16 protein-coding genes and 1 pseudogene are annotated in these 24,662 nt (G+C 70.2%); 2 read left to right on the top strand and 15 right to left on the bottom strand.

The genetic code is table 11. From position 1 onward, the window contains the following. Positions 1 to 795: 795 nt before the first annotated feature. The 13 genes and pseudogenes from AN218_RS10050 to AN218_RS09990 form a co-directional block, all read right to left on the bottom strand. A pseudogene (locus tag AN218_RS10050) lies at positions 796 to 3,378 on the bottom strand (Rne/Rng family ribonuclease); the annotation flags it as partial. A gap of 789 nt (positions 3,379 to 4,167) precedes the next feature. Beyond that, entirely contained in the window at positions 4,168 to 4,968 is an 801-nt protein-coding gene (locus tag AN218_RS10045) for a TIGR03936 family radical SAM-associated protein (protein ID WP_070016441.1), read from the bottom strand. Between the two features lie 143 nt (positions 4,969 to 5,111). After that, the gene (locus AN218_RS10040) at positions 5,112 to 6,431 is read right to left on the bottom strand and encodes a hypothetical protein (protein WP_070016437.1); all 1,320 of its coding nucleotides are present in this window, start codon (positions 6,429 to 6,431) and stop codon (positions 5,112 to 5,114) included. A gap of 154 nt (positions 6,432 to 6,585) precedes the next feature. Next, positions 6,586 to 8,514 carry a TIGR03960 family B12-binding radical SAM protein gene (locus tag AN218_RS10035; protein ID WP_070016435.1) on the bottom strand — a complete coding sequence of 643 codons (1,929 nt, stop codon included), beginning with the start codon at positions 8,512 to 8,514 and terminating at the stop codon, positions 6,586 to 6,588. A gap of 165 nt (positions 8,515 to 8,679) precedes the next feature. Then, positions 8,680 to 9,879 (bottom strand): rod shape-determining protein RodA, encoded by a 1,200-nt coding sequence (gene rodA, locus AN218_RS10030; RefSeq protein WP_070016434.1) that lies wholly within the window; start codon positions 9,877 to 9,879, stop codon positions 8,680 to 8,682. Next, entirely contained in the window at positions 9,876 to 12,038 is a 2,163-nt protein-coding gene (gene mrdA, locus AN218_RS10025; protein WP_070016432.1) for a penicillin-binding protein 2, read from the bottom strand. The genes rodA and mrdA overlap by 4 nt, the downstream gene beginning before the upstream one ends. Then, the gene (gene mreD / locus AN218_RS10020) at positions 12,035 to 12,790 is read right to left on the bottom strand and encodes a rod shape-determining protein MreD (RefSeq protein ID WP_070016430.1); all 756 of its coding nucleotides are present in this window, start codon (positions 12,788 to 12,790) and stop codon (positions 12,035 to 12,037) included. Before mreD ends, mrdA begins: the two co-directional genes overlap by 4 nt. A gap of 15 nt (positions 12,791 to 12,805) precedes the next feature. After that, positions 12,806 to 13,732 (bottom strand): rod shape-determining protein MreC, encoded by a 927-nt coding sequence (gene mreC / locus AN218_RS10015; protein ID WP_070016428.1) that lies wholly within the window; start codon positions 13,730 to 13,732, stop codon positions 12,806 to 12,808. A 142-nt stretch (positions 13,733 to 13,874) separates the two neighbouring features. After that, on the bottom strand, positions 13,875 to 14,894 hold the full coding sequence (locus AN218_RS10010; protein ID WP_028431807.1) for a rod shape-determining protein: 1,020 nt from the start codon (positions 14,892 to 14,894) through the stop codon (positions 13,875 to 13,877). A 303-nt stretch (positions 14,895 to 15,197) separates the two neighbouring features. Further along, positions 15,198 to 15,611 carry a nucleoside-diphosphate kinase gene (gene ndk, locus AN218_RS10005; protein WP_070016427.1) on the bottom strand — a complete coding sequence of 138 codons (414 nt, stop codon included), beginning with the start codon at positions 15,609 to 15,611 and terminating at the stop codon, positions 15,198 to 15,200. Positions 15,612 to 15,731: 120 nt separating this feature from the next. Continuing rightward, positions 15,732 to 16,082, bottom strand: coding sequence for a DUF4233 domain-containing protein (locus tag AN218_RS10000; protein ID WP_070016426.1), 351 nt, complete (start codon positions 16,080 to 16,082; stop codon positions 15,732 to 15,734). Next, positions 16,082 to 17,587, bottom strand: a complete 1,506-nt coding sequence (folC, locus tag AN218_RS09995; protein WP_420855957.1) for a bifunctional tetrahydrofolate synthase/dihydrofolate synthase — start codon at positions 17,585 to 17,587, stop codon at positions 16,082 to 16,084. The genes AN218_RS10000 and folC overlap by 1 nt, the downstream gene beginning before the upstream one ends. Positions 17,588 to 17,820: 233 nt before the next feature. Further along, entirely contained in the window at positions 17,821 to 20,457 is a 2,637-nt protein-coding gene (locus AN218_RS09990) for a valine--tRNA ligase (protein WP_070016424.1), read from the bottom strand. 156 nt (positions 20,458 to 20,613) lie between these two features. On the opposite strand from AN218_RS09990, the gene AN218_RS09985 reads away from it, so the two are divergent. Both AN218_RS09985 and AN218_RS09980 read left to right on the top strand, forming a co-directional pair. After that, positions 20,614 to 21,594: a hypothetical protein gene (locus AN218_RS09985; RefSeq protein ID WP_070016422.1), complete on the top strand. Its 981-nt coding sequence runs from the start codon at positions 20,614 to 20,616 to the stop codon at positions 21,592 to 21,594. A gap of 214 nt (positions 21,595 to 21,808) precedes the next feature. Continuing rightward, entirely contained in the window at positions 21,809 to 22,381 is a 573-nt protein-coding gene (locus tag AN218_RS09980) for a hypothetical protein (protein WP_171908644.1), read from the top strand. A gap of 109 nt (positions 22,382 to 22,490) precedes the next feature. On the opposite strand, the gene clpX is transcribed toward AN218_RS09980, so the two are convergent. Together clpX and AN218_RS09970 are read right to left on the bottom strand one after the other, a co-directional pair. Next, on the bottom strand, positions 22,491 to 23,777 hold the full coding sequence (gene clpX, locus AN218_RS09975) for an ATP-dependent Clp protease ATP-binding subunit ClpX (RefSeq protein ID WP_070016440.1): 1,287 nt from the start codon (positions 23,775 to 23,777) through the stop codon (positions 22,491 to 22,493). Positions 23,778 to 23,927: 150 nt separating this feature from the next. Continuing rightward, positions 23,928 to 24,635, bottom strand: coding sequence for an ATP-dependent Clp protease proteolytic subunit (locus AN218_RS09970; RefSeq protein WP_070016416.1), 708 nt, complete (start codon positions 24,633 to 24,635; stop codon positions 23,928 to 23,930). Positions 24,636 to 24,662 lie beyond the last annotated feature (27 nt).

Below are 24,662 nucleotides of genomic sequence, written 5' to 3'. Positions count from 1 at the left end.
CTGCGCCTGCTCCTGCGGAGCGTCCTGCGCGGCCTGCCCGTTCCCCTCCGACGCCGACGGCGTCACCACGGTGACCGCCGGCTCCTCGGAGGCGGCGGGCGGCGACCCGGCGGGGGACGACACCTTGCGCGCGGCCCGGCGGCGCGTACGCGTACCTGCGTGACCGGCGTCCTGCTGTACGCCGCCCGCGTCGCTCACGTCACCGGCGACGGCCTCGCCACCAGCTTCGGAGCCTTCCCGCGAGCGGCTGCGGCCGTTTCCCGGATCGGTGGCCCCCTTCGCGGAACCCTCGTCGGTACCGGCCGGTCCCGTTCTCGGCGGAGCCGAGGTGTCCGGTGCCGAAGATTCCGGCTCGGCGCCGGCGGAGCGCTCGGCTCCCACCGCCGCGGCGGCCGGCTCCGGCGCGGACTGCTGTGCCGTCTCCTGCTGTGCCGTCTCCGGCGCCGACTGGGGCGCGCCCTGCGGAGCCGTCGCCTTACGGCTGCCACGGCGCCGGGTCCGTCCTGAGCGTCCGGACGTCGCGGCGGCCTCCGCCTCCGCGACCGAGCCGTACAGTTCGTCGTCCGGCGCGAACTCCTCGCCCCGCGCCGCCTTCGCGCCGTCCTCGGCGCCCTTGCCCGACCTCGAACCCCTGCCGGACCGGCCGGACCTGCCGCCCTTCCCGGACCCGGAACCCGACCCGGCCTCGGCGACCGCCTCGGTCTCCGGCACGGACGACGGCTCGGCCTCGTCCCCGGCACCCGGCTCGACGGACGCCTTGTCCTGTCCGCCCTGCGCCTGCCCGGACTGGCCCTGCTGTGCGGCACCGCCGCCCTTGCCGCCGCGCTTCTTGCTCTTCTTGCCGCCGCCCGACGACGGCTGTTCCATGTGGACGAGCACGCCGCGCCCGTTGCAGTGCACACACGGCTCGGAGAAGGACTCCAGCAGCCCCTGCCCGACCCGCTTCCGCGTCATCTGCACAAGCCCCAGCGACGTCACCTCGGCGACCTGGTGCTTCGTACGGTCCCGGCCCAGGCACTCCAGCAGGCGCCGCAGCACCAGGTCCCGGTTGGACTCCAGCACCATGTCGATGAAGTCGATGACGATGATCCCGCCGAGGTCGCGCAGCCGGAGCTGGCGCACGATCTCCTCGGCGGCCTCCAGGTTGTTCCTGGTGACCGTCTCCTCCAGGTTGCCGCCCTGGCCGGTGAACTTCCCGGTGTTGACGTCGACGACGACCATCGCCTCGGTCCGGTCGATGACCAGCGAACCGCCGCTCGGCAGCCACACCTTGCGGTCCAGCGCCTTCAGGAGCTGCTCGTCGATGCGGTACGTGGCGAAGACGTCCACGTCCGACGTCCACTTCTGCAGCCGCTCGGCCAGGTCCGGCGCCACGTGCGAGACATAGCCGTGGATCGTCTCCCACGCCTCGTCGCCGCTGACGATGACCTTGGAGAAGTCCTCGTTGAAGATGTCGCGCACGACGCGCACCGTCATGTCGGGCTCGCCGTACAGCAGCGTCGGGGCGTTGCCCTTCTGCGCCTTGCGCTGGATGTCCTCCCACTGCGCCTGCAACCGCTCGACGTCGCGCCGCAGTTCGTCCTCGCTGGCGCCCTCGGCCGCCGTACGGACGATGACGCCCGCGTCCTCCGGGACGACCTTCTTCAGGATCTGCTTCAGACGCGAACGCTCGGTGTCGGGCAGCTTGCGGCTGATGCCGGTCATCGACCCCTCGGGGACGTAGACCAGGTAGCGGCCGGGCAGCGAGACCTGGCTGGTGAGCCGGGCGCCCTTGTGTCCCATCGGGTCCTTGGTGACCTGCACCAGCACCGACTGGCCGGACTTGAGCGCGGTCTCGATGCGGCGGGGGCCGTTGGCCATGCCCAGCGCCTCGAAGTTGACCTCGCCCGCGTAGAGAACGGCGTTGCGGCCCTTGCCGATGTCGACGAAGGCGGCCTCCATCGACGGCAGGACGTTCTGCACCTTGCCGAGGTAGACGTTGCCGACGTACGAGGTCGACTGCTCCTTGTTGACGAAGTGCTCCACGAGCACGTCGTCCTCGAGCACGCCGATCTGCGTACGCTCGCCGCTCTGCCGGACGATCATCTCCCGCTTGACGGCCTCGCGACGGGCCAGGAACTCGGCCTCGGTGATGATCGGCACCCGGCGGCGGCCCTGTTCGCGGCCCTCGCGGCGGCGCTGCTTCTTCGCTTCGAGGCGGGTCGATCCCTTGATCGCCTGCACCTCGTCGACGGGCTCTTCCTTCCGCTTGCGCGGCTCGCGGATCTTGACGACCGTACGTTCCGGGTCGTCGCCCTCGCTGTCCCCGCCCGAACCGGAGCCGTCCGAGGAGTCGCCGCCGCGACGGCGGCGGCGCCGGCGACGGCGCGAGCTGCTGGAGGAGCCGCTGCCGGAGCCACGGGACTCCTCGTCCTCGTCACCGGCTGCCTCGGCGTCGGCGGAGTCGTCGGCGTCGCTTCCGCCCCGGCCCTCGCCGGAGCCGGAGTCGGAGGACCCGGAGGCCGATCCGTCCGTGGACTCGTCCGACGCGTCGGAGCTGTCGCCCCTGCGACGGCGACGGCCACCGCGGCGACGGCGGCGGGCCGGACGGTCCTCCTGGCCGTCCTCGCCCTCGGCGTCCCCGCCGGACTCCTTCGTCTCCTCGTCGCTCTCGGCCTCGGCGTCCGCCTCGCTCCCGGAGCCCGCACCCTGGCGGCCCTCCCCGGAGGAGTCGGCACGGCGGCGGCGACGGCGCGGACGCTCGGCGGCGGCCTGCGTCTCCTCGTCCTCCTCGTCCACGTCGTCCGTGTCCTCCGCCTCTTCGGCCGCGGCGTCGGCGGCGGCAGCGGCGGCGCTCTCCGGAGTCTGGAACGCGGGCTCCGTGAAGACCGGAGCCTGGAAGAGCGCCATCGGCGGCTGGGCCGACTTGCGCCCGGACGCGCTGCGCTCCGCCTCCGGATGGGTCCTGGACGCGGCCTCCTGCTCGGAACCGGCCGCGGTACCCGACTCGGACCGTGCGGTCTCGCGGGCGTCGGACGCGGCGGTCTTCCGCGTGCTGCCGCGGCGGCGCGTACGGCTGCCGGAGTCGGCGGCTTCGCCGGACCCGGCCGTGGTCTCGGCCTCGGCGGCCTTCGCGCTCTTCGACGCCTTGGCCCCCTTGGCGCCGGTCTCTTCGGCGTCGCCGGTGCCGGTGTCAGTGCCGGCTCCCGCCTCGCCGGCGGTCCCGGTCTCCGCCGCGGACTTGGCCGAGGTCCTGCTCGACGTACTCGTCTTACGGGCCGAGGAGCGACGCGTCGTACGCGTGGACGCCTCGGCTTCGGCGCGGTCACCGCCGGCCTCGCCGACGGCGTCCTCGCCCTGACCGCTCTGCTGCTCCTCGGCGGCGGCGGCCGTGGCCGCGGTCTTACGGGTGGTCCTGCGCCGGGTACGGGTCGGCGCGGCGGACTCCTCGCCGGTGGTTCCGTCACCGGTGGCGGCGGACGTTCCGGCGGATTCGCCGGCGTCGCTCGTCCCGGACCCGGACCNCAGCGGACCGGCCGCCTGCGGTCTCTCCCGATGCGGCGGTCTCCGGCTGCGCGGTCGCGGTCTCGCCGGCAACGGAAGCCGCTGCCGCGTCACTTGCCGCGATCACCTCGGGTGCCTGCGTCGCCCCGGACGGCGGCCCCGCGGGCCGGCNCCGGCTCGCCGCACGGCGACGCCGCGGCGGAAGCGTGTCACTGGGCGAGGCGGAACCTCCGGGAGGCTCCTGGTCGCGGATCCGCTCCGGCGCGGCCGCGGTCCCGGAGCCTTCCGGGCCGGTCTCCGGAATCCCGGACGACCGCGCTTCGACCTGCGGATCCGTTCCCGGGTTCTCCCGGTCGATCGCGTTCTCGGCGCTCTCCGCGGCTGCGCTCTCATTCTCGTTGTTCGGTTCGAGCATGCGGGCGTTTCTCCCGTCACGCTCCCGGGCGCCGCGCCTCATCTCCTCGGCCACGGCCACGCTCGGGGCGGGCCGTGCTCCAGGGGCGCGGGCGCCACACGGGAGCTTCTGTCTCACTCGCCGGTTCCGGTCTGTCTCTCCACAGACGGCCCGGCTACGGCGAAAGTCTTCTGGTCACTGCGCCTGCCTGCCACGACACGGACCCGGGTGGCTCCCTGGTGCCTGCGTCGGCGGTGGCGCTTTCAACGCTGATCCTCCAGGCCCTCGGCCTACGCGCTGCCGCCCGGCGCCGTCGCGACGAGGGGTGCGTCGCGGTCGGGCGCCAACGGGTCGGTCACCGTGCCGGTCTCCTCATCGAGCGGCCCCTGCGCCAGCCTGGTCACCGCTGCGGGGACCGGCGGCGCCAGGTCGGCCGTAGCTCGGAGGCCGGACAGGACGTCGTCGGGTCGTACAGCAGGTGTCAAGTGCCGTACCACCAGGCGCAGTATCGCACAGGGTTCCTGCCCCCGACCATCGCCCCCCGTGGCGGACGCCGGGTCCGCCGAGGTCAGCGACGCGACGGCGGACCGGGCGTCGAAGGTCCGCAGCCCCTTCTTGGTACGGCGTTCGACCTCGACGCTCTCGGCCGCGAGGAACGCCCGCACGGCCCGCTCCGCCTCCGCTTCCGCGACCCCGTCGAGCCGCAGCTCCCACGCGGACGCTTCGAGCCGGTCGGTGAAGTCGGGCGTACTGGCCTCGACGGCTTCGACGATGTCGAGGCCCGGCGGCATGGACTCGTCGAGCCGCGACCGCAGTTCCTGCACGTCACGTCGCTCGACGAGGCCGATCTCCAGATACTCGGCCTCGCTGCCGGTGCCGGTGGGTGCGGCATTGGCGTAGGAGACCTTCGGGTGCGGGGTGAAGCCGGCGGAGTACGCCATCGGCACCTCCGCTCTGCGCAGCGCCCTCTCGAAAGCGCGCTGGAAGTCTCGGTGGCTGGTGAACCGGAGGCGGCCGCGCTTGGTGTATCGCAGTCGCACGCGCTGTACGGCGGGTGCGGGCGGCGGGCCTTCGGGCTGTCGCTTGCCCAGTGGTTCTCTCCTCGGTGGCGGGTGCGGGGCGGCACCGTGCGCGGGGACGGCCGCCTCCCGCAGAGGTACGGATGAAAGTGCTGCTGTGCTCTTGTCGCGCTCTCGCGGTGCCGCGGACGGGGTCCGCGGGCGCCCCGGGTGCTTCAAAGGGTGCGGAAGTCCGCATCTTCGTGCTTCGCGCCGAATGTGCCCGGCGTCGTCGCGCTGTCGTGCGGTGATCCTGCGCCCCAGGGTACGCGTCCGCCCTCGACCGGGAACCGCCCTCCTGCGATCGGCTCCGGTACGGCCTCCACGGCCTCCGGCACGGTCGCCGCCCGGGGCGCCCCCGCGGGCGGCCCGCCGAACAGGGCCCGCCGGATCTCCCTCCGCGTCTCCCGTACGGAGGCGCGGGCCGAGGCGAACGCGGCGCGGGCGCTGCGGCCCACGGCCCGTACCGTCCGCGCGGCCGGGCGCCACACTCCGTCCCGTACGGCACGACCTGCGGGACGCACGACGTGCCGCCACAGCCAGACCACGGGATCCACGAAGAGGGCACGCAGCACCCGCCCGACGAAGCGGAACACCGCCCGCGAGACATATCCGGCCACCCGCCACGCATGACCGAGGGCGTCGGCGAACTCCCGTACCACGACGGCGATCCCGCGCCCGGCCGGCCGCAGCACCCACCGGTAGACGAGGACGCACGGCGCGACGATCACCCACCGCCACAGCCACGCGAACCCCGCACCGATCCCCCGCACCAGCGCGACCACACCGTGCCCCACCGGGGTCAGCACCCAGCGGTAGACGAAGACGCACGGCGCCACGACCACCCACCGCCACAGCCACACCAGCCCTGCACCGATGCCCACGGCCACGGCAGCCACGCCCAGTCCCAGCGGTCTGAGCACCCACCGGTAGAGGAACGTGGACGGCGCCACCGCCAGCCACCGCCACAGCCACGCGAGCCCGGCGCCGAACGCCCGCCCCAGCGCCGCCAGTCCGTGCCCGGCCGGCGTCAGCACCCAGCGGTAGAGGAAGGCACACGGCACGGCGATCAGCGTCCGCCCCAGCCACACCAGCGCGGCACCGACGCCGCGCCCCGCCAGGGCGAGCCCCGCCCCGGCCGTCTCCGCGAGCCACCGCAGGGCCCGCCCGACCGGTGCGAGGACGTACCGCCACAGCGCGCGGAACGGCCAGACGAAGAGCGCGAAGAGCACGGGCGCGAGGACACTGCGCCACGACCACCGCATCGCCCGCGCGAAGGGCACCCACAGTGCCCGCCGGAGCGCACGGCCGCAGACCGTGAGCGCGTCCCAGAGCATCCGTACGGGCACGATCAGCACCAGCGTCACGATCCGTACGGGCATCCGGACGGCCCGCACGAGCCATCCCTCGAAGGGCGCCTCGGGCGGGGACGCCGCACCGGCGCCCGGCCCGTCGCTCCGGCCGTCCTTCGCCAGGGAGACGGGAGGCCGGCGCATGTCATCAGGGGCTTGACGGTCACTCACACCGGCGGAGACGCGCGTACGTGCCCGCCGGTTCGCCTCGTCCCGTCCCCGCACCGGACGCCCCCGTATCCCCCGTGTCCATGTCCCGTCCCGCGTACGTCCCGCGCGCCGAACGGAGGCCGTCTGCCTAGCTGTTGACGACCGTGAGCGGCAGCAGCTTCTTCCCCGTGGGACCGATCTGGATCTCCGTGTCCATCTGCGGGCACACCCCGCAGTCGAAGCACGGCGTCCAGCGGCAGTCCTCGACCTCCGTCTCGTCGAGGGCGTCCTGCCAGTCCTCCCACAGCCAGTCCTTGTCCAGGCCGGAGTCCAAGTGGTCCCAGGGCAGGACCTCTTCATACGTGCGCTCACGCGTCGTATACCAGTCGACGTCCACGCCGAAGGCCGGCAGCGTGTGCGCGGCGCACTCCATCCAGAGCTGGTAGCTGAAGTACTCGCGCCAGCCGTCGAAGCGACCACCCCGGTCGTAGACCTCGCGGATCACGGCGCCGACGCGGCGGTCGCCGCGTGAGAGCAGGCCCTCGACGATGCCGGGCTTGCCGTCGTGGTAGCGGAAGCCGATGGAGCGTCCGTACTTCTTGTCGCCGCGGATCTTGTCCCGGAGCTTGCCGAGCCGTTCGTCCGTCTCCTCCGCGGAGAGCTGCGGCGCCCACTGGAAGGGGGTGTGCGGCTTGGGTACGAAGCCGCCGATGGAGACCGTGCAGCGGATGTCGTTGGAACGGGCGACCTCGCGGCCCTTCGCGATGACGTTGACGGCCATGTCGCCGATCTGCAGCACGTCCTCGTCGGTCTCCGTGGGCAGCCCGCACATGAAGTACAGCTTCACCTGCCGCCAGCCGTTGCCGTAGGCGGTCGCGACCGTACGGATCAAGTCCTCTTCGGAGACCATCTTGTTGATGACCTTCCGGATGCGTTCGCTGCCGCCCTCGGGCGCGAACGTCAGTCCGGAGCGCCGTCCGTTGCGTGTCAGTTCGTTCGCGAGGTCGATGTTGAAGGCGTCGACGCGGGTCGAGGGCAGCGACAGACCGATCTTGTCGTCCTCGTACCGGTCGGCCAGGCCCTTGGCCACGTCGCCGATCTCGCTGTGGTCGGCGGACGAGAGCGACAGCAGCCCGACCTCCTCGAAGCCGGTGCTCTTGAGCCCCTTGTCCACCATGTCGCCGATCCCGGTGATGGAGCGCTCCCGCACCGGCCTGGTGATCATCCCCGCCTGGCAGAAGCGGCAGCCGCGCGTGCAGCCGCGGAAGATCTCCACGGACATCCGCTCGTGCACGGTCTCGGCGAGCGGCACCAGCGGCTGCTTCGGGTAGGGCCACTCGTCGAGATCCATCACGGTGCGCTTGGCCACGCGCCACGGGACGCCCGCCCGGTTCGGTACGACGCGGGAGATGCGGCCGTCCGCCAGATACTCCACGTCGTAGAACTTCGGGACGTACACCTCGCCGGTCTTCGCCAGCCGCAGCAGCAACTCGTCGCGTCCGCCGGGGCGTCCCTCCGCCTTCCAGCCGCGGATGATGTCGCTGACCTCCAGCACGGCCTGTTCGCCGTCGCCGACGACGGCGCAGTCGATGAAGTCGGCGACGGGCTCCGGGTTGAAGGCCGCGTGGCCGCCGGCCATCACGACGGGGTGGTCCTCGCCGCGGTCCGCGGCCTGAAGCGGAATGCCCGACAGGTCGAGGGCGGTGAGGAGGTTGGTGTAGCCGAGTTCGGTCGCGAAGGAGACGCCGAGCACGTCGAACGCCCCGACGGGACGGTGCGCGTCGACGGTGAACTGCGGGACGTCGTGCTCCCGCATCAGCTCCTCCAGGTCCGGCCAGACGCTGTAGGTGCGTTCGGCCAGCACGCCCTCACGTTCGTTGAGCACCTCGTAGAGGATCATCACGCCCTGGTTGGGGAGCCCGACCTCGTAGGCGTCCGGATACATCAGCGCCCAGCGGACGTCGCAGGAATCCCAGTCCTTGACGGTGGAGTTGAGCTCACCGCCCACGTACTGGATCGGCTTCTGGACGTGCGGAAGGAGGGCCTCCAGGCGTGGGAAGACCGACTCGACTGACATGGGGTTCCTCATGGGGCGGGGACGCGTTCGCGGTGCAGGTGACCCTTCAGCGTAACGCGGACGTACGAGGCCCCCGTAAGCCGCGGACAGCGGAAGCGGCCCCCACCTGTACCGGCGGGGGCCGCTTCCTGCGCGAAGTGCGCGAAGTGCGCGAAGTGGCCGGAGTTACGCGGAGACCGGACGCTGCACCCGGATCGACTGCAACAGTCCCACCGCGATCCACACCGCGAACATCGATGTACCGCCGTAGGAGACGAACGGAAGCGGAAGTCCCGCGACGGGCATGATGCCCAGCGTCATCCCGATGTTCTCGAACGACTGGAACGCGAACCAGGCGATCACGCCCGCGGCGACGACCGTGCTGTACAGCTCGGAGGACTCCCGTGCGATGCGGCACGCGCGCCAGATCACCACACCCAGCAGCACTATGATCAACGCCCCGCCCAGGAAGCCGAGTTCCTCGCCGGCCACCGTGAAGACGAAGTCCGTCTGCTGCTCCGGCACGAACTGCCCGGTGGTCTGCGACCCCTCGAAGAGCCCCTTGCCCGACAGCCCGCCCGAACCGATCGCGATCCGCGCCTGGTTAGTGTTGTAGCCGACGCCGGAGGGGTCGAGCGCGGGGTTGGCGAAGGCGGCGAAGCGGTCGATCTGGTACTCGTCCAACAGGCCCAGGGCCCAGACCGATACGGCGCCCACGGTGCCCGCGACGCACAGTCCGATGACCCAGCGGTTCGAGGCCCCGGAGGCCAGCAGCGCCCCCAGGACGATGATGACCATCACCATGACCGAACCGAGGTCCGGCATCAGCATGATGACCACGATCGGTGCCGCCGCCAGCGCCAGCGCCTGGAGCACCGTGCGGTGGTCGGGATACTCCCGGTCCCCCGCGTCCACGCGCGCGGCCAGCAGCATCGCCATGCCGAGGATCACCGTGATCTTGATGAACTCCGCGGGCTGGAGCGAGAAACCGCCCCCGAGGTGCAGCCACGCACGCTGTCCGTTGATCGTGGCGCCCAGCGGCGTGAGGACCAGCAGCGCGAGCAGCACCGACGCCCCGTACAGGAACGGCACCGCCCCGCGCACCCTGCGGTGCCCGAGCCACACCATCCCCGCCATCAGCAGCAACCCCACGACGAGGCTGAGCACATGGCGGGTCAGGAAGTAGTACGGATCGCCCTGGTTGAGGTCGGTGCGGTTGCGGGTGGCCGACCAGACCAGCAGCGAGCCCACGATCGACAGACCGACGGCCGCACCGACCATGATCCAGTCCAGCCGCCAGACCGCCGAGTCACGTGCCGTGAGCCGCCCCCACGCCGACTTATGCTGCGGCCCGTAGCCGCTCAGGGTGTAGGAGTGCGTGCTCATCCGCCCGCTCCGCCGACGGGAGCGCCCTTGACGGCCCGTTCGGCTCGCTTCTCGAAGTCCTTGTCGTCCCGCGACTCGATGTTGCCGTGGCTGTCGACCTTCGGCAGCTCCTCGTCGGGGTGCGGCAGCAGCGCCGACTTCTCGTCGATGTCGCCGTCCTGGTTGACCCCGTACAGCGCGTTGTAGATGTTGCGCACCGCGGGGCCGGAGGCGCCGGAGCCGGTGCCGCCCTGGGAGATCGTCATGACGACCGTGTAGTCCTTGGTGTACGTCGTGAACCAGGACGTGGTCTGCTTGCCCGCCACCTCGGCCGTACCGGTCTTGGCGTGCATCTTGATCTTGTCCTGGGGCCAGCCCGCGTCGCCGAACCGCCAGGCCGCCGTGCCGCGTTCGGCCACGCCGGCGAGCGCGCTGTCGATCTTCTTCAACTGGCCCTTCTCCAGGGGCAGCTTGCCGTGCGACTCCGGCTCGATCTCCTTTATCGTCTTGCCCTTGGGCCCTATGGTCGCCTTGCCCAGGGTGGGGTTGTGCAGGGTGCCGCCGTTGGCGACCGCCGAGTAGATCGTCGCCATCTGTATCGGGGTGACGAGGGTGTCGCCCTGTCCGATCGAGTAGTTGACGCTGTCACCGGCGCGCATCTTCATGCCGGAGACGCAGTTCTCCTTGGCGATCTTGTCGGCGTAGGACTTGGGGTCCTTGGCCTGCTTGCACCACGCGTCCTTGTTGGCCTTCCAGTAGTCCTTCTTCCACTGGCGGTCCGGGACGCGGCCCTCGACCTCGTTCGGCAGGTCGACGCGGGTCTTCGCGCCGAGGCCGAACTCGTGGGCGGTCTTGTAGAAGTGGTCCTTGGGCTTCTTCTTCGGCTTGTTGCCGCCGTCCTTCAGCCACTGCTTGTAGGCCAGGTCGTAGAAGACGGTGTCGCAGGAGACCTCGAGCGCGCGGCCGAGGCTGATCGGGCCGTAGCCCTTCGACTCGTAGTTCTTGAACGTCTGGCCGCCGACGTTGTACGAGGACGAGCAGTTGTAGTTGCCGTTGAACTTGTTGCCCGCCTTCAGCGCGGCGGTCGTCGAGATGACCTTGAAGACCGAACCGGGCGCCGAGAGGCCCTGGATGGAGCGGTTCAGCAGCGGGTAGTTGGACTTCTTCCCGGTGAGCTGCGTGTACTTCTTGCCGGAGATGCCGCCGACCCACTCGTTCGGGTCGTACTCCGGGTTGGACGCCATCGCCACGACCCGGCCCGTCTTGTTCTCCATGACGACGGCGGCGCCCGCGTCCGCCTTGTAGTTCCGGTTCGTGTTCTTGTCGTGCTCCTTGCGGGCGTTCTTCATCGCCGTCAGCAACTCGTTCTCGGTGACGGCCTGTACGCGCGAGTCGATGCTCGTGACGAGGCTGGAGCCGGGCTCGGCCTTGTCGCTCTTGGCGCGTCCCATGACCCGTCCGAGGTTGTCCACCTCGTAGCGCGTCACGCCCGAACTGCCGCGCAGCATGCTGTCGTACGTGCGCTCCAGACCGGAGCGCCCGATCTCGTCGGAGGAGAGGAAGGGCGAGTTCGTGTTCTTCGTCTTCCTGATCTCCTCGTCCGTGACGGGCGAGAGATAGCCGAGCACCTGCGAGGTGTGGGAGCCGTACGGAGCGGGATAGCGGCGTACGGCGGTGGGCTCGGCGGTGATGCCGGGGAAGTCCTCGGCACGTTCGCGGATCTGGAGCGCCTGCTGCGTCGTGGCCTCGTCGGTGACCGGGATCGGCTGGTAGGGAGAGCCGTTCCAGCAGGGCTGCGGCGTCTTCGCGTCGCAGAGGCGCACCTTCTCCTGGACGGTCTTCGGGCTCATGTCGAGCACCCCGGCGAGCCGCGTGAGCACGGCCTTGCCGCTGTCGTCCATCTTCATCAGCTCGGTGCGGGAGGCGGAGACGACGAGCCGCGTCTCGTTGTCGGCGATCGGCACACCGCGCGCGTCCAGGATGGCGCCGCGGGTCGCGGGCTGCACGACCTGCTGTACGTGGTTGCCCGCGGCCTCCTTCTGGTACTGGTCGCCGTTGCGGACCTGGAGATACCACAGGCGACCGCCGAGGGTGAGCAGCAGCGACATCACCAGGATCTGGATGACGACGAGGCGGATGGTGACCCGGTTGTTGCGTCCGGTCTCAGGGATGTTGCTCACAGCCGCTTGACCCCCTTGATCTTCCCGGTCCTGCTCTTACGGGACGACCGGTCCAGCAGGCTGCCCCGCTGGATGCCCATCCGGACGGCTTTGCCGTTACGTGCGTTGCGCACCGTGCCGCCGCCGCGGCCCTTGCCGAAGAGACCGAGGCCGCCGACGTGAAGTCCCGTACCCGAACTGAGCCATCCGTAGGCGCCTTTGTCACTCCGGCCCATACTTCCGACGCCGGACGCGTCCGAGGTGATCACGCCGCCCTCGGTGCGGCGGGCGGCCCACATGACCAGCGGTACGACGAAGGGCGCCAGCAGCAGGTCGTACAGCGTGGCGGTCAACAGCAGCGGCAGCAGCCCGACATGGCCAGCGGCGGTGTCGCCGACGAGGGTGCCGACCCCCGCGTACAGCAGCGTCGACCCGACGGCGGCGCTCGCGACGACCAGCATCGGCACGGACGCCGAACGGTGCTGCGAACCCTCCGGCTTGGTCAGGCCCGCGACGTATCCGATGACGCACAGCACGAGCGCGTACCGCCCGACGGCGTGCTCGGCGGGCGGCGCGAGGTCGGCGAGGAGTCCGCCGAAGAAGCCGACGAGGGCGCCCGCGACATGTCCGTAGACCATCGCGATCCCGAGCAGGACGAGCAGCATCAGATCGGGGACGGCTCCGGGGAGCTGGAGCCGTGCCAGCACGCTGACTTGCGCGACGAGGGCGCCGACCACGAGGACGGCCGAGAGCAGGATCCGGTTGAGGTGCATCGGTCAGCTCCTGGGTTACGAAGCGTCCGGCTTCGGCGTCTTGGTCACGGTCACCGTGGGCGCGGGCTTCGGCTTCGGCGGCTTCTTGGCGCGCAGCACCTCGTCCCGCGGATCGCTGCGGGGCGGCTGCACGACGACGCCGACGATGTCGAGCTTGCTGAAGCTGACGAACGGGCGGACGTTGACGCTGCGCGTGAGGTCGCCCGCCGTCCTGTCGACCTTGGAGACCGTCCCGACGGGAACGCCGGGCACGAAGGGCTTGTTGTCGCGGGAGCCGAACGTCACTATCCGGTCGCCCTTCTTCACGTCCGCCTTGCCGTTGAGGAGCTGGACGGTCATGGCGTCGCCGCCGCGGCCGGTGGCGAAGCCGAGTTCGCTGCTCTTCTCCATGCGGGTACCGACGGAGAAGTCGGGGTCGTTGGCGAGCAGCACCGTCGCGGTCGAGGAGCTGACGGTGGTGACGCGGCCGACGAGGCCGTCGCCGTTGATGACCGTCATGTCGCGCGCGATGCCGTCCCTGCTCCCGGCGTCCAGCGTCACCGTCCATGAGAAGCCCTGTGCGGAGCCGATGCCGATGACCTGGGCGCCCTTGAGTCCGTAGCCGCCGGCGCCGGCGGTCTTCAGCAGCCTGTCCAGTTCGCGGGAGCGGGAGCGGTGCCGGTCGTTCGAGCCGAGCCGCTGCTTGAGCTTGGCGTTCTCGGCCTCGAGCCGGCTTATACGGTCGTGCCGCACACCGGAGTCGCGGACGGCGGCGATGGAGTTCCCCACGGGGTCGACCGCCGCCGACACCCCGTTCTCCACAGGCCCGAAGGCGGAGGCGGCCACGTGCCGCGCGCTGTCCATCGGGGACTGCTCGCCCTTTCTGATGTCCACCGTGATCAGAGCGAACGCGATGGCGATCAGAAGGACGAGCAGCAGCCGGCTCTCTCGGGTGTCCCTCACGTGCGGCGGCCGTGCCTTTCCTCAGTCGGGTCGGTCGGACCGGTGTCCGTTCCGGGGCGGCGCCCCGGGACTGTCAACGATCCGCCCGGCGGACTGGTGGTCGGTCATGCGGCAGGCCGCACGGCGGATCGCTGCGTTCAGATCATCGCCTGGGCTGGGAGTCGAGGACCTGCTGAAGCGCCTCGAACTCCTCCACGCACTTACCGGAACCGAGCGCAACCGAATCCAGCGGGTCCTCGGCGATGTGGATCGGCATGCCCGTCTCGCTGCGCAGCCGCTCGTCCAGACCGCGCAGCAGCGCGCCGCCGCCGGTGAGGACGATCCCCCGGTCCATGACGTCGCCGGACAGCTCGGGCGGGCACTTGTCGAGCGTGGTCTTCACCGCGTCGACGATCGCGTTGACCGGCTCCTCCATGGCCCTGCGGACCTCCGCGGCCGAGATGACGACCGTCTTGGGGAGGCCGCTGACCAGGTCACGGCCGCGGATCTCGGTGTGCTCGTCCTTGTCGAGGGAGTGGGCGGAACCGATCGTGATCTTGATGCTCTCGGCGGTGCGCTCGCCGAGGAGCAGGCTGTACTCCTTCTTGATGTGCTGGATGATCGCGTTGTCCAACTCGTCGCCGGCGACGCGGATCGACTGCGCCGTGACGATCCCGCCGAGCGAGATCACCGCGACCTCGGTGGTGCCGCCGCCGATGTCGACGACCATGTTGCCGGTCGCCTCGTGTACCGGGAGTCCGGAACCGATCGCGGCGGCCATCGGCTCCTCGATGATGTGCACCTGCCGGGCGCCGGCCTGCGTGGAGGCCTCGATGACCGCGCGGCGCTCGACGCCCGTGATGCCGGAGGGAACGCAGATGACCACGCGCGGACGCGCGAGATAACGCCGCTTGTGGATCTTGAGGATGAAATAGCGGAGCATCCGCTCCGTGATCTCGAAGTCGGCGATGACGCCGTCCTTGAGCGGGCGGACGGCCACGATGTTGCCCGGGGTGCGGCCGATCATCTTCTTCGCCTCGGCGCCGACCGCCAGAATGCCGCCGGTGTTGGTGTTGATGGCGACGACCGACGGCTCGTTGAGAACGATCCCGCGACCCCTGACGTACACCAGCGTGTTGGCGGTCCCGAGGTCGACAGCCATATCACGGCCGATGAACGACATGTTGTTCGCCATAGGATGCGTCTGGCCTTCCAACTGGAGCGATGTGTGTGGGAGGACGGCAGGAGAGGGTGATCCGCGCTGACACTGTGGAGACGCGAGGTTCCATCGTAGACGCGGACTCGAACACGTAGCGAGGGTGTCCCGCCATTGTCGGCGCAACAGCCGTCGTCCCTGTAATCAGTGACGTCGTGTCGGGGTGATGCGTTCCCCCGAACCATGCCGCATATGCGGAAGAGCGACCGAAAATCATCGGTCGCCCCAGGTCATCAGGGCCCTGACGACTGATGACGCGTCAGCGGGACGTCAGATGAAATCGGGAAAGAAAATCTTCAGCTCGCGCTCCGCGGACTCCGCCGAGTCCGACGCGTGAATCAGGTTCTCCCGCACAATCGTGCCGAAGTCCCCCCGAATGGAGCCCGGGGGCGCAGCAATCGGGTCCGTGGGGCCTGCCAGCGCCCGTACGCCCTCGATGACGCGCTCGCCCTCGACGACCATCACGACGGACGGGCCCGAGGCCATGAACTCCACCAGCGGCTCGTAGAACGGCTTGCCCACGTGCTCGGCGTAGTGCTGCTCCAGGGCGGAGCGCTCCAGCGTGCGCAACTCCAGTGCTGTGACTGCCCAGTCGGCCTTGTTCTCGATGCGGCCGACGACCTCGCCGATCAGTCCGCGGCGTACGGCGTCGGGCTTGAGCAGGACCAGGGTGCGCTCGCTCATGGTGGCTCCTCGGGGGTGGATACGAAGGACTGCCGGGAGGCCGCGACGTCTTGGACGTAACGGTTCCGGACATGGCCGAAGACGAATGCCCAGAGGCTACACGTGCGACCGTGGCGTCCGTCACGCAGTGTCAGGCTCGGTCTCCAGGCGGGCACGCTCGGCCTTGGCCGCGTCCACCTTCCGTCCGAAGTGGACGGAGGCCCACCACAGTCCCGCGAAGCAGACCCCCAGGAAGTACATGGCGGGGACGACCAACCCCGAGGCGATCAGCCCGAGTTGGAGGGCCCAGCCCAGCGGCACGCCTCCCCTGCGGGACAGGGCGCCGCACAGCAGCACGCACAGCGCCATCGCCGCACCGCAGACCGACCAGACCGCGGCGGCGGACAGATCGCTGGTCTGCATCGCGACGAGGCCCGCGAAGCCGATCACGAAGAACTCGCCGATCAGCGTGGACGCGCAGAGAGTCCGCACTACCGCTCCCTTCCCAGCAGCAGCCGCGCCTCGCCCGCGGTGAAGACGGAACCGGTGACCAGCACGCCCGCGCCCGCGTACTCGCCCTCCTCCTCGGCGAGCGTGATCGCCTCCTCCAGCGCGCTGTCGAGCCGGGGCTCGACCTGGATGCGGTCCTCGCCGAAGATCTCGACGGCCAGGGCGGCCAGTTCGTCGACGTCCATGGCGCGGGAGGTGGAGTTGCGGGTGAGCACCACTTCCGCGAAGACCGGTTCGAAGGCTTCGAGCAGACCCCGTACGTCCTTCTCGGCGCTGGGACCGACGACGCCCACGAGACGGCTGAAACCGAACGCCTCGCTGACCGCCTCCGCGGTGGCGCGGGCCCCCGCGGGGTTGTGCGCGGCGTCGAGGAGGACGGTCGGGCTGGTGCGCATCAGCTCCAGTCGTCCCGGCGAGGAGACGGACGCGAAGGCCTGCCGGACGATGTCGGCGTCGAGGGTGCGGCCCGTGTCCGTACCGACGCCGCCGATGCCGAAGAACGCCTCGACGGCGGCGAGCGCGATGGCCGCGTTGTGCGCCATGTGCGCGCCGTGCATGGGCAGGAAGATCTCGGGATACTCACCGCCCAGTCCGCGCAGGGTGAGCAACTGCCCGCCGACGGCGACCTCGCGGGAGAGGACGCCGAACTCCAGGCCCTCGCGCGCCACCGTGGCGTCCAGCGCCGCGGCCTGCTTGAGCACGACGGACGCCGCCTCAACGGGCTGCTGGGCGAGGACGACCGTGGCGTCCTTCTTCACGATTCCGGACTTCTCGCCGGCGATCTTCTCCGGGGTGTCGCCGAGCCGTTCGACGTGGTCGAGGGAGATCGGGGTGACGACGGAGACGCCGGCGTCGATGACGTTGGTCGCGTCCCAGCTTCCGCCCATGCCGACCTCGACGACGGCGACGTCCACGGGGGCGTCGGCGAAGGCCGCGTACGCCATGCCCGTCAGCATCTCGAAGAACGAGAGCCGGTGCGGCTGTTGAGCGTCGACCAGCTCCGCGAAGGGCTTGACGTCCTCGTACGCGGCGATGAACCGCTCGGCGGAGACGGGGGCGCCGTCCACGCTGATCCGCTCGGTGATCGACTGCACGTGCGGCGAGGTGTAGCGGCCGGTGCGCAGGTCGAAGGCGCTCAGCAGGGCCTCGATCATGCGGGCGGTGCTGGTCTTGCCGTTGGTGCCGGTGATGTGGATGGACGGGTACGCGCGCTGCGGCTCGCCCATCACGTCCATCAGCGCCCGGATGCGCTCCAGGGACGGGTCGAGCCTGGTCTCGGGCCAGCGGTCCATCAGTTCGGCCTCGACGGCCCGCAGCGCGCGGTCCGTCTCCGGGTCCTCCGGGCGCGCCGGTACGACGTCGGCCTGCGGGGGTCCGGCCTGGGCGCGGAGGGTGCGGCTGCCCGCCTCGATGACGGCGAGATCGGGGTCGCGGCCGGTCTCCGCGCCGATGATCTCCTCGAACTCGGAGGAACCGGGGCGCGGGATCTCGTCTCCGGGCTCCTGGTCCGGGTCTTCGCCGGGGTCGTGGTCGGGATGCTGGGGCTGGTCAGTCACGGCGCCCAGTCTACGTAGGGGGGTGCGGCCGGCTTCAGGCGCCGGTACGGGACGGGACCAGCCGGGCCGGGGCGAGGCGCGTACGGCGAACAGCGCGGAGGGGCCGGAGCCTTGCGGCCCCGGCCCCTCTCGTACGTCGCGTCCCGTACGTCGCGCTCACACGCTCACGGCAGGCGTTCCAGTTGCTGCTGGAGGCGGGCGATGTCGGACTCCGCCGCCGAGCGGCGTTCGCGGATCTTGGTGACCACGTGGTCCGGGGCCTTCGCGAGGAAGCCGTCGTTCTCCAGCTTCGCCGTCGTCTGGCGCAGCTCCTTCTCCGCGGCGCCGAGGTCCTTCGTCAGACGCTTCCGCTCGGCCTCGACGTCGATGACGCCGGAGAGGTCCAGCTCCACCGTGCCGCCCGCGACCGGCAGCGACGCCGTGGCCTGGAAGGCGTCGCCCTCGGGCTGCAGACGCAGGAGTTGACGGATCGCGTCCTCGTGGGCGGCCAGCGGCGAGCCCGTGAGCGTGAGCCGGGCCGGCACCCGCTGGCCGGGCTGGAGGCCCTGGTCGGCGCGGAAGCGGCGGACCTCGGTGACGGCGTTCTGCAGCGTGGCGATCTCCGCCTCCGCCTCCGCGTCCCGGAAGCCGGAGTCGGACGGCCACGGGGCGACGACGACGGAATCGCCGCCCGTCAGGGTCGTCCACAGCGCCTCGGTGACGAACGGGACCACCGGGTGCAGCAGCCGCAGCATGACGTCCAGCACCTCGCCCAGGACGCGGCGCGAGACCTCGGCGGGACGTCCGCCGGCGGCGAAGGTGGTCTTCGACAACTCCACGTACCAGTCGAAGACTTCGTCCCACGCGAAGTGCCGGAGCGCGTCGGAGAGCCGGGCGAACTGGTAGTCGTCGTAGTACCCGTCGACCTCCGCGACCACGGAGTTGAGACGGGAGAGGATCCACCGGTCCGTGGCGCCGAGTTCGGACGCCCCGGGCAGCGGGCCCTGGACCGTCGCGCCGTTCATCAGGGCGAAACGCGTCGCGTTCCAGATCTTGTTGGCGAAGTTGCGGGACGCCTTGACCCAGTCCTCGCCGATCGGCACGTCCGCGCCCGGGTTGGCGCCGCTGGTGAGCGTGAAGCGGACGGCGTCGGCGCCGTAGGCGTTCATCCAGTCCAGCGGGTCCACCGAGTTGGGGTTGGACTTGGACATCTTCTTGCCGTGGTCGTCGCGCACGAGCCCGGTCAGCGCGATGGTGTGGAACGGCGCGACGCCGTCCATCGCGTAGAGACCGAACATCATCATCCTGGCGACCCAGAAGAAGATGATGTCGTGCCCCGTCAGCAGCACGTCCGTCGGATAAAACTTCGCGAGGTCCTGCGTCTCGTCGGGCCAGCCGAGCGTGGAGAAGGGCCACAGCCCGGACGAGAACCAGGTGTCCAGCACGTCCGGGTCCTGCGTCCAGCCCTCGCCGGAGGGCGGCTGCTCGTCCGGTCCGACACAGCGGACCTCGCCGTCCGGGCCGTACCAGACCGGGATGCGGTGGCCCCACCAGAGCTGGCGCGAGATGCACCAGTCGAGCATGTTGTCGACCCAGTCGAAGTAGCGCGCCGACATCTCCGCCGGGTGGATCTTCACGCGGCCGTCGCGCACCGCGTCGCCCGCAGCCTCCGCCAGCGGTCCCACGCCGACCCACCACTGCATCGACAGCCGCGGCTCGATCGTCGTCTTGCAGCGTGAGCAGTGGCCGACGCTGTGCGTGTACGGGCGCTTCTCCGCGGTGATGCGGCCCTGTTCGCGCAGGGCGGCGACGATCGAGGAGCGGGCCTCGAAGCGGTCCAGGCCCTCGAACGGGCCGTGTGCCGTGATCACTCCGCGCTCGTCCATGACCGTCATCGACGGCAGGTCGTGGCGCTGCCCGATCGCGAAGTCGTTCGGGTCGTGGGCGGGGGTGACCTTGACCGCGCCGGAGCCGAACTCCGGGTCGACGTGCTCGTCGGCGACGACGGGGATGGTGCGGTCGGTGAGCGGCAACTTGATCTCGCGGCCCAGCAGGTGGGCGTAGCGCGAGTCGTCGGGGTGGACGGCGACGGCGGTGTCGCCGAGCATCGTCTCGGCCCGGGTGGTGGCGACGACGAGGGAATCCTCGCCCTCGCCGTACCGGATGGAGACCAACTCGCCGTCGTCCTCCTGGTAGTCCACCTCGATGTCGGAGATGGCGGTCAGACAGCGCGGGCACCAGTTGATGATCCGCTCGGCGCGGTAGATCAGACCGTCGTCGTACATCTGCTTGAAGACGGTCTGGACGGCGCGCGAGAGGCCCTCGTCCATGGTGAAGCGCTCGCGCGTCCAGTCGACGCCGTCGCCGAGGCGGCGCATCTGGCCGAGGATCTTGCCGCCGTACTCCTCCTTCCACTGCCAGACGCGCTCGACGAACGCCTCACGCCCCAAGTCCTGGCGGGACTTGCCCTCTTCGGCGAGCTGCTGCTCGACCTTGTTCTGCGTGGCGATGCCCGCGTGGTCCATGCCCGGCAGCCACAGCGCCTCGTAACCCTGCATGCGCTTGCGGCGGGTGAGGGCGTCCATGAGCGTGTGCTGGAAGGCGTGGCCCAGGTGGAGCGAGCCCGTGACGTTCGGTGGCGGGATGACGATGGTGTACGGCTGCTTGTCGCTCTTCGCGTCCGCCTCGAAGTGACCGCTCGCTACCCAGCGCTCGTACAGCTCCTCCTCCACCTCGGCCGGTGTGTACTGCGTCGGCAGGTCTGCGGGGGCTGCGGCGTTCGGCCCTCGGGAGTCGGGGCGCTGCGATGAGTTCTCGGTCACGACGGCAGTGTAAGGGCGCCAATGTCGCAGTCTCGAATCGGTTTGGGGACCGGTGCAGCAAGGCCCTGTGGCGTCCGCGAGGATGTACGGGCAGCGCACGCGCGCGAGCGCGACCGCGTCGCACGCGACGCACATCAACGGAGGGGAAGCGCCGCCATGAGTCAGAATCAGCCGGGTCCGTACGGGCAGCAGCCGCCCCCGCCCGGACCGTACGGACAGCAGCCGCAGGGACCGAATCCGTACGCGCAGCCGGGCCAGCCGGGCCAGCCGGGGCAGCCGGGACAGCCCGGTTACGGATATCCGCAGCAGCCGCCCGGACCGCCGCCCGGTCAGCCCGGGTACGGCTACCCGCAGCAGCCCGGCCAGCCGGGGCCCTACGGACAGCCCGGACCGTACGGGCAGCCGGGGCCGCCGATGCCTCCGCAGGGCGGCGGCATGGCGGGCAAGACCGTGGCCATCGTGGTCGGTTCGCTGGTGATCGTGGGCCTCGTCATCGGCGGCATCTTCCTCTTCGGGGGTGTGGGCGGCGGTTCCTCCGTCGCCGACGACGGCAAGAAGTACAAGCTGACGTCGCCGCAGACGGTCGCCGACGAGTACGAGAAGAACGACAGGTACGGCACCACGAACGAGATGACGCCCTCCGAGCTCGCCGAGTTCGAGAAGGCGGGGATCTCCGACCCCAAGAGCGAGCACGGCTCGTACAAGTCCGGCAGCGGCACGGCCGTCAAGCAGCTCAACTTCCAGGGCGTGTGGGGCGACGTCGAGGACCCGGAGGCGACGGTCGACACCGCCTTCGAGAAGATGGCCGAGGACAGCGAGAAGAACGCCGAGCGTTCGGGCCGTACGGCCGAACTCGAGGGCAGCCCCGAGAAGGTGCAGCCCGCCGGCCTCGAGGACGACGCCGTCATGAAGTGCCAGATCATCAAGGTCAGCCTGGGGGCGTCGGCGACGACGGGCGGCACCGGCGGTACGTCGGAGATCAAGGCGCCGCTGTGCATGTGGGGCGACCACAGCACGGTCGTGATGGTCTCGGCGCAGGACTCGGCCGCGGTCCTGACCGGCCGGAGCATGACGATCGACGAGACCGCGAACCTGTCCACGAAGCTGCGCGACGACGTGCGGGTGGAGATCAAGTAGCGCGCGGGGAAGCCGGATTCGGGGCGCACGGGCCGATGGTCCGGGCGCCCTCCGCCGACGGAGGAGACGCAAGCGATGAGTGACAGTCAGCCCGCACCGCACGGTCCGGGGCAGCCGCAGGCGCCCGGGGCGCCGCTCGCCACNCGCGAGCGGAGGCGGTGTCGGCGGCGGCGGTACGGGCGCCGGGCGCGGACGCGTCGCGGTGGTGGCCGGCGTGGTGCTCGTCGTGGCGGCCGCGGCCGTCGGCGGCTATATGCTCTTCGGCCCCTCCGACGACGCGGAGTACAGGCTGACGACGCCGACGACGGTGGCCGGCGAGTACAAGCGGGACGGCAAGGGCGAGAAGGGCGACGGCAAGGCGTTCGGCGACAAGAAGGTCCCCGGGATGACGACCCACGCCGACGTCAGCGCCGAGTACAAGGCGGGCGCCACCAAGAAGCTCCAACTCGGCGGCGCCTACGGCTCGGTGGAGAATCCGGCGAAGGCCGTCGACTGGGTCTTCGAGCAGACGGGCAAGTCGCTGAAGACCGAGACGGGCGCCAAGCCGAAGGGACGGCTCGGCACGTACTCCCCGTCCGGCTTCGACGGCGACGTGCTCAAGTGCCAGGAGTACAAGATCTCCAGCATGAGCCTGGCCATGTGCAGTTGGGCCGACTCCGGCACCGTCGGCACCGTCACCTCGATGATCCTCACCAGCGACGGTACGTCCACGGAGCCGGTGGATCTCAGGAAGACGGCGGAGTTGACCGCGACGGTCCGCAAGGACGCGCTCACCGAGGCGAGTTGACGGAGAAGCACACGGANGCCCCGGCTCGCCGCCGGGGCCCTTCTCATGTCGCCTGTGCGCTGCCGTCCCCGACAGCCGCCGCGTCCGACTGACGCTGCCGCAGGGCGACTTAGGCGCTCTTGTCGTGCCGCTCCTGCTCGCCGCCGCGCGAACGGGGCACCAGCGTCGGGTTCACATTCGAGTGGACGACCTCTTCGGTGATGACGACGCGCTCGACGTCCTTGCGGGACGGAACCTCGTACATCACCGACATCAGGACTTCCTCCATGATGGCGCGCAGACCCCGCGCGCCCGTGCCCCGCAGGATCGCCTGGTCGGCGATGGCCTCCAGCGCGGGACGGTCGAAGTCCAGCTCCACGCCGTCGAGTTCGAACAGCCGCTGGTACTGCTTCACGAGGGCGTTGCGCGGCTCCATGAGGATCTGCAGCAGCGCCTCGCGGTCGAGGTTGTGCACGCTCGTCATCACGGGGAGGCGGCCGATGAACTCCGGGATCATCCCGAACTTCACCAAGTCCTCCGGCATGACGTCCTCGAACTGGTTGCGGTCCTCGATCTCGCGCTTGGAGCGGATGGTGGCGCCGAAGCCGATGCCCTTCGCGCCGGCCCGCGCCTCGATGATCTTCTCCAGCCCGGCGAAGGCGCCGCCCACGATGAACAGCACGTTCGTGGTGTCGATCTGGATGAACTCCTGGTGCGGGTGCTTGCGTCCGCCCTGCGGCGGCACGGAAGCCGTCGTGCCCTCCAGGATCTTCAGCAGCGCCTGCTGCACGCCCTCACCGGAGACGTCACGCGTGATCGACGGGTTCTCGCTCTTACGGGCGACCTTGTCGATCTCGTCGATGTAGATGATCCCGGTCTCGGCCTTCTTGACGTCGTAGTCCGCGGCCTGGATCAGCTTCAGCAGGATGTTCTCGACGTCCTCGCCGACGTAACCGGCCTCCGTGAGCGCCGTGGCGTCGGCGATGGCGAAGGGGACGTTGAGCATCCGCGCGAGCGTCTGTGCCAGCAGCGTCTTGCCGGAACCGGTGGGACCGAGCAGCAGGATGTTGGACTTCGCCAACTCGATGCCGTCGTCACGGCCTTGGGGGCCGCCGTTCTCCCCGGCCTGCACCCGCTTGTAGTGGTTGTAGACCGCCACCGAGAGGGCCTTCTTCGCGGCCTCCTGGCCGACGACGTAGCCCTCCAGGAACTCCGAGATCTCGCGGGGCTTGGGAAGTTCGTCCCAGCGCACCTCGGAGGACTCGGCGAGCTCCTCCTCGATGATCTCGTTGCACAGGTCGATGCACTCGTCGCAGATGTACACCCCTGGCCCTGCGATCAGCTTCTTCACCTGCTTCTGGCTCTTTCCGCAGAACGAGCACTTGAGCAGATCGCCGCCATCACCGATGCGTGCCACGAGGTGCTTCCCCTTCGCCTGGGACCGGTCCATCAGCCTCGGACCGAGGTACGTGCTCTGACGACGGTACCCTGCCGAGCCGTCGAATTGGGCCCCCCTTGGGACGACTCGGCCGAGGCGGCCCCAAGGGGAGACGTGACGTGCGCGGGGTCAGACCCCCATGCCGACCGAGGACTTGCGGGTCGAGACGATCTGGTCGATCAGCCCGTACTCGAGCGACTCCTCCGCCGTGAGGATCTTGTCACGCTCGATGTCGTCACGGATCTGCTCGATCTCCTTGGTGGAGTGCTTGGCCAGCATCTCCTCCAACTGGATACGCATCCGCTGGATCTCGTTCGCGGCGATCTCCAGGTCGGAGACCTGACCGCGGCCCGTCTCGCTGTACGGCTGGTGGATCAGGATGCGCGCGTTGGGAAGCGCCATCCGCTTGCCGGGGGTGCCGGCCGCGAGCAGCACGGCGGCGGCCGAGGCCGCCTGGCCCATGCAGACCGTCTGGATGTCCGGCTTCACGAACTGCATCGTGTCGTAGATCGCGGTGAGCGCCGTGAACGAGCCGCCGGGGCTGTTGATGTAGAGCGAGATGTCGCGGTCCGGGTCCATCGACTCCAGGCACAGGAGCTGCGCCATGATGTCGTTGGCCGAGGCGTCGTCGATCTGGACGCCGAGGAAGATCACGCGCTCCTCGAAGAGCTTCGCGTACGGGTCGTACTCGCGCACGCCCTGCGAGGTGCGCTCAACGAAGCGCGGAACGATGTAGCGGGAGTCGGGGCTGGGACCCGTGTAGCGGCCCTCGGAGGGCTGCGTGCTTCCCGCGCCGGGAAGACCGCCGGAGGCGGGGAGTCCGGAAAGATTGGTCATCGGAGCCTTCTCCTGGTGGTGGGCTGA

The organism is Streptomyces nanshensis (assembly GCF_001751255.1).
GTDB lineage: Bacteria > Actinomycetota > Actinomycetes > Streptomycetales > Streptomycetaceae > Streptomyces > Streptomyces nanshensis_A.
Note: the sequence above shows the minus strand (reverse complement) of the source record. Positions and strands in the feature narration are given on the sequence as shown.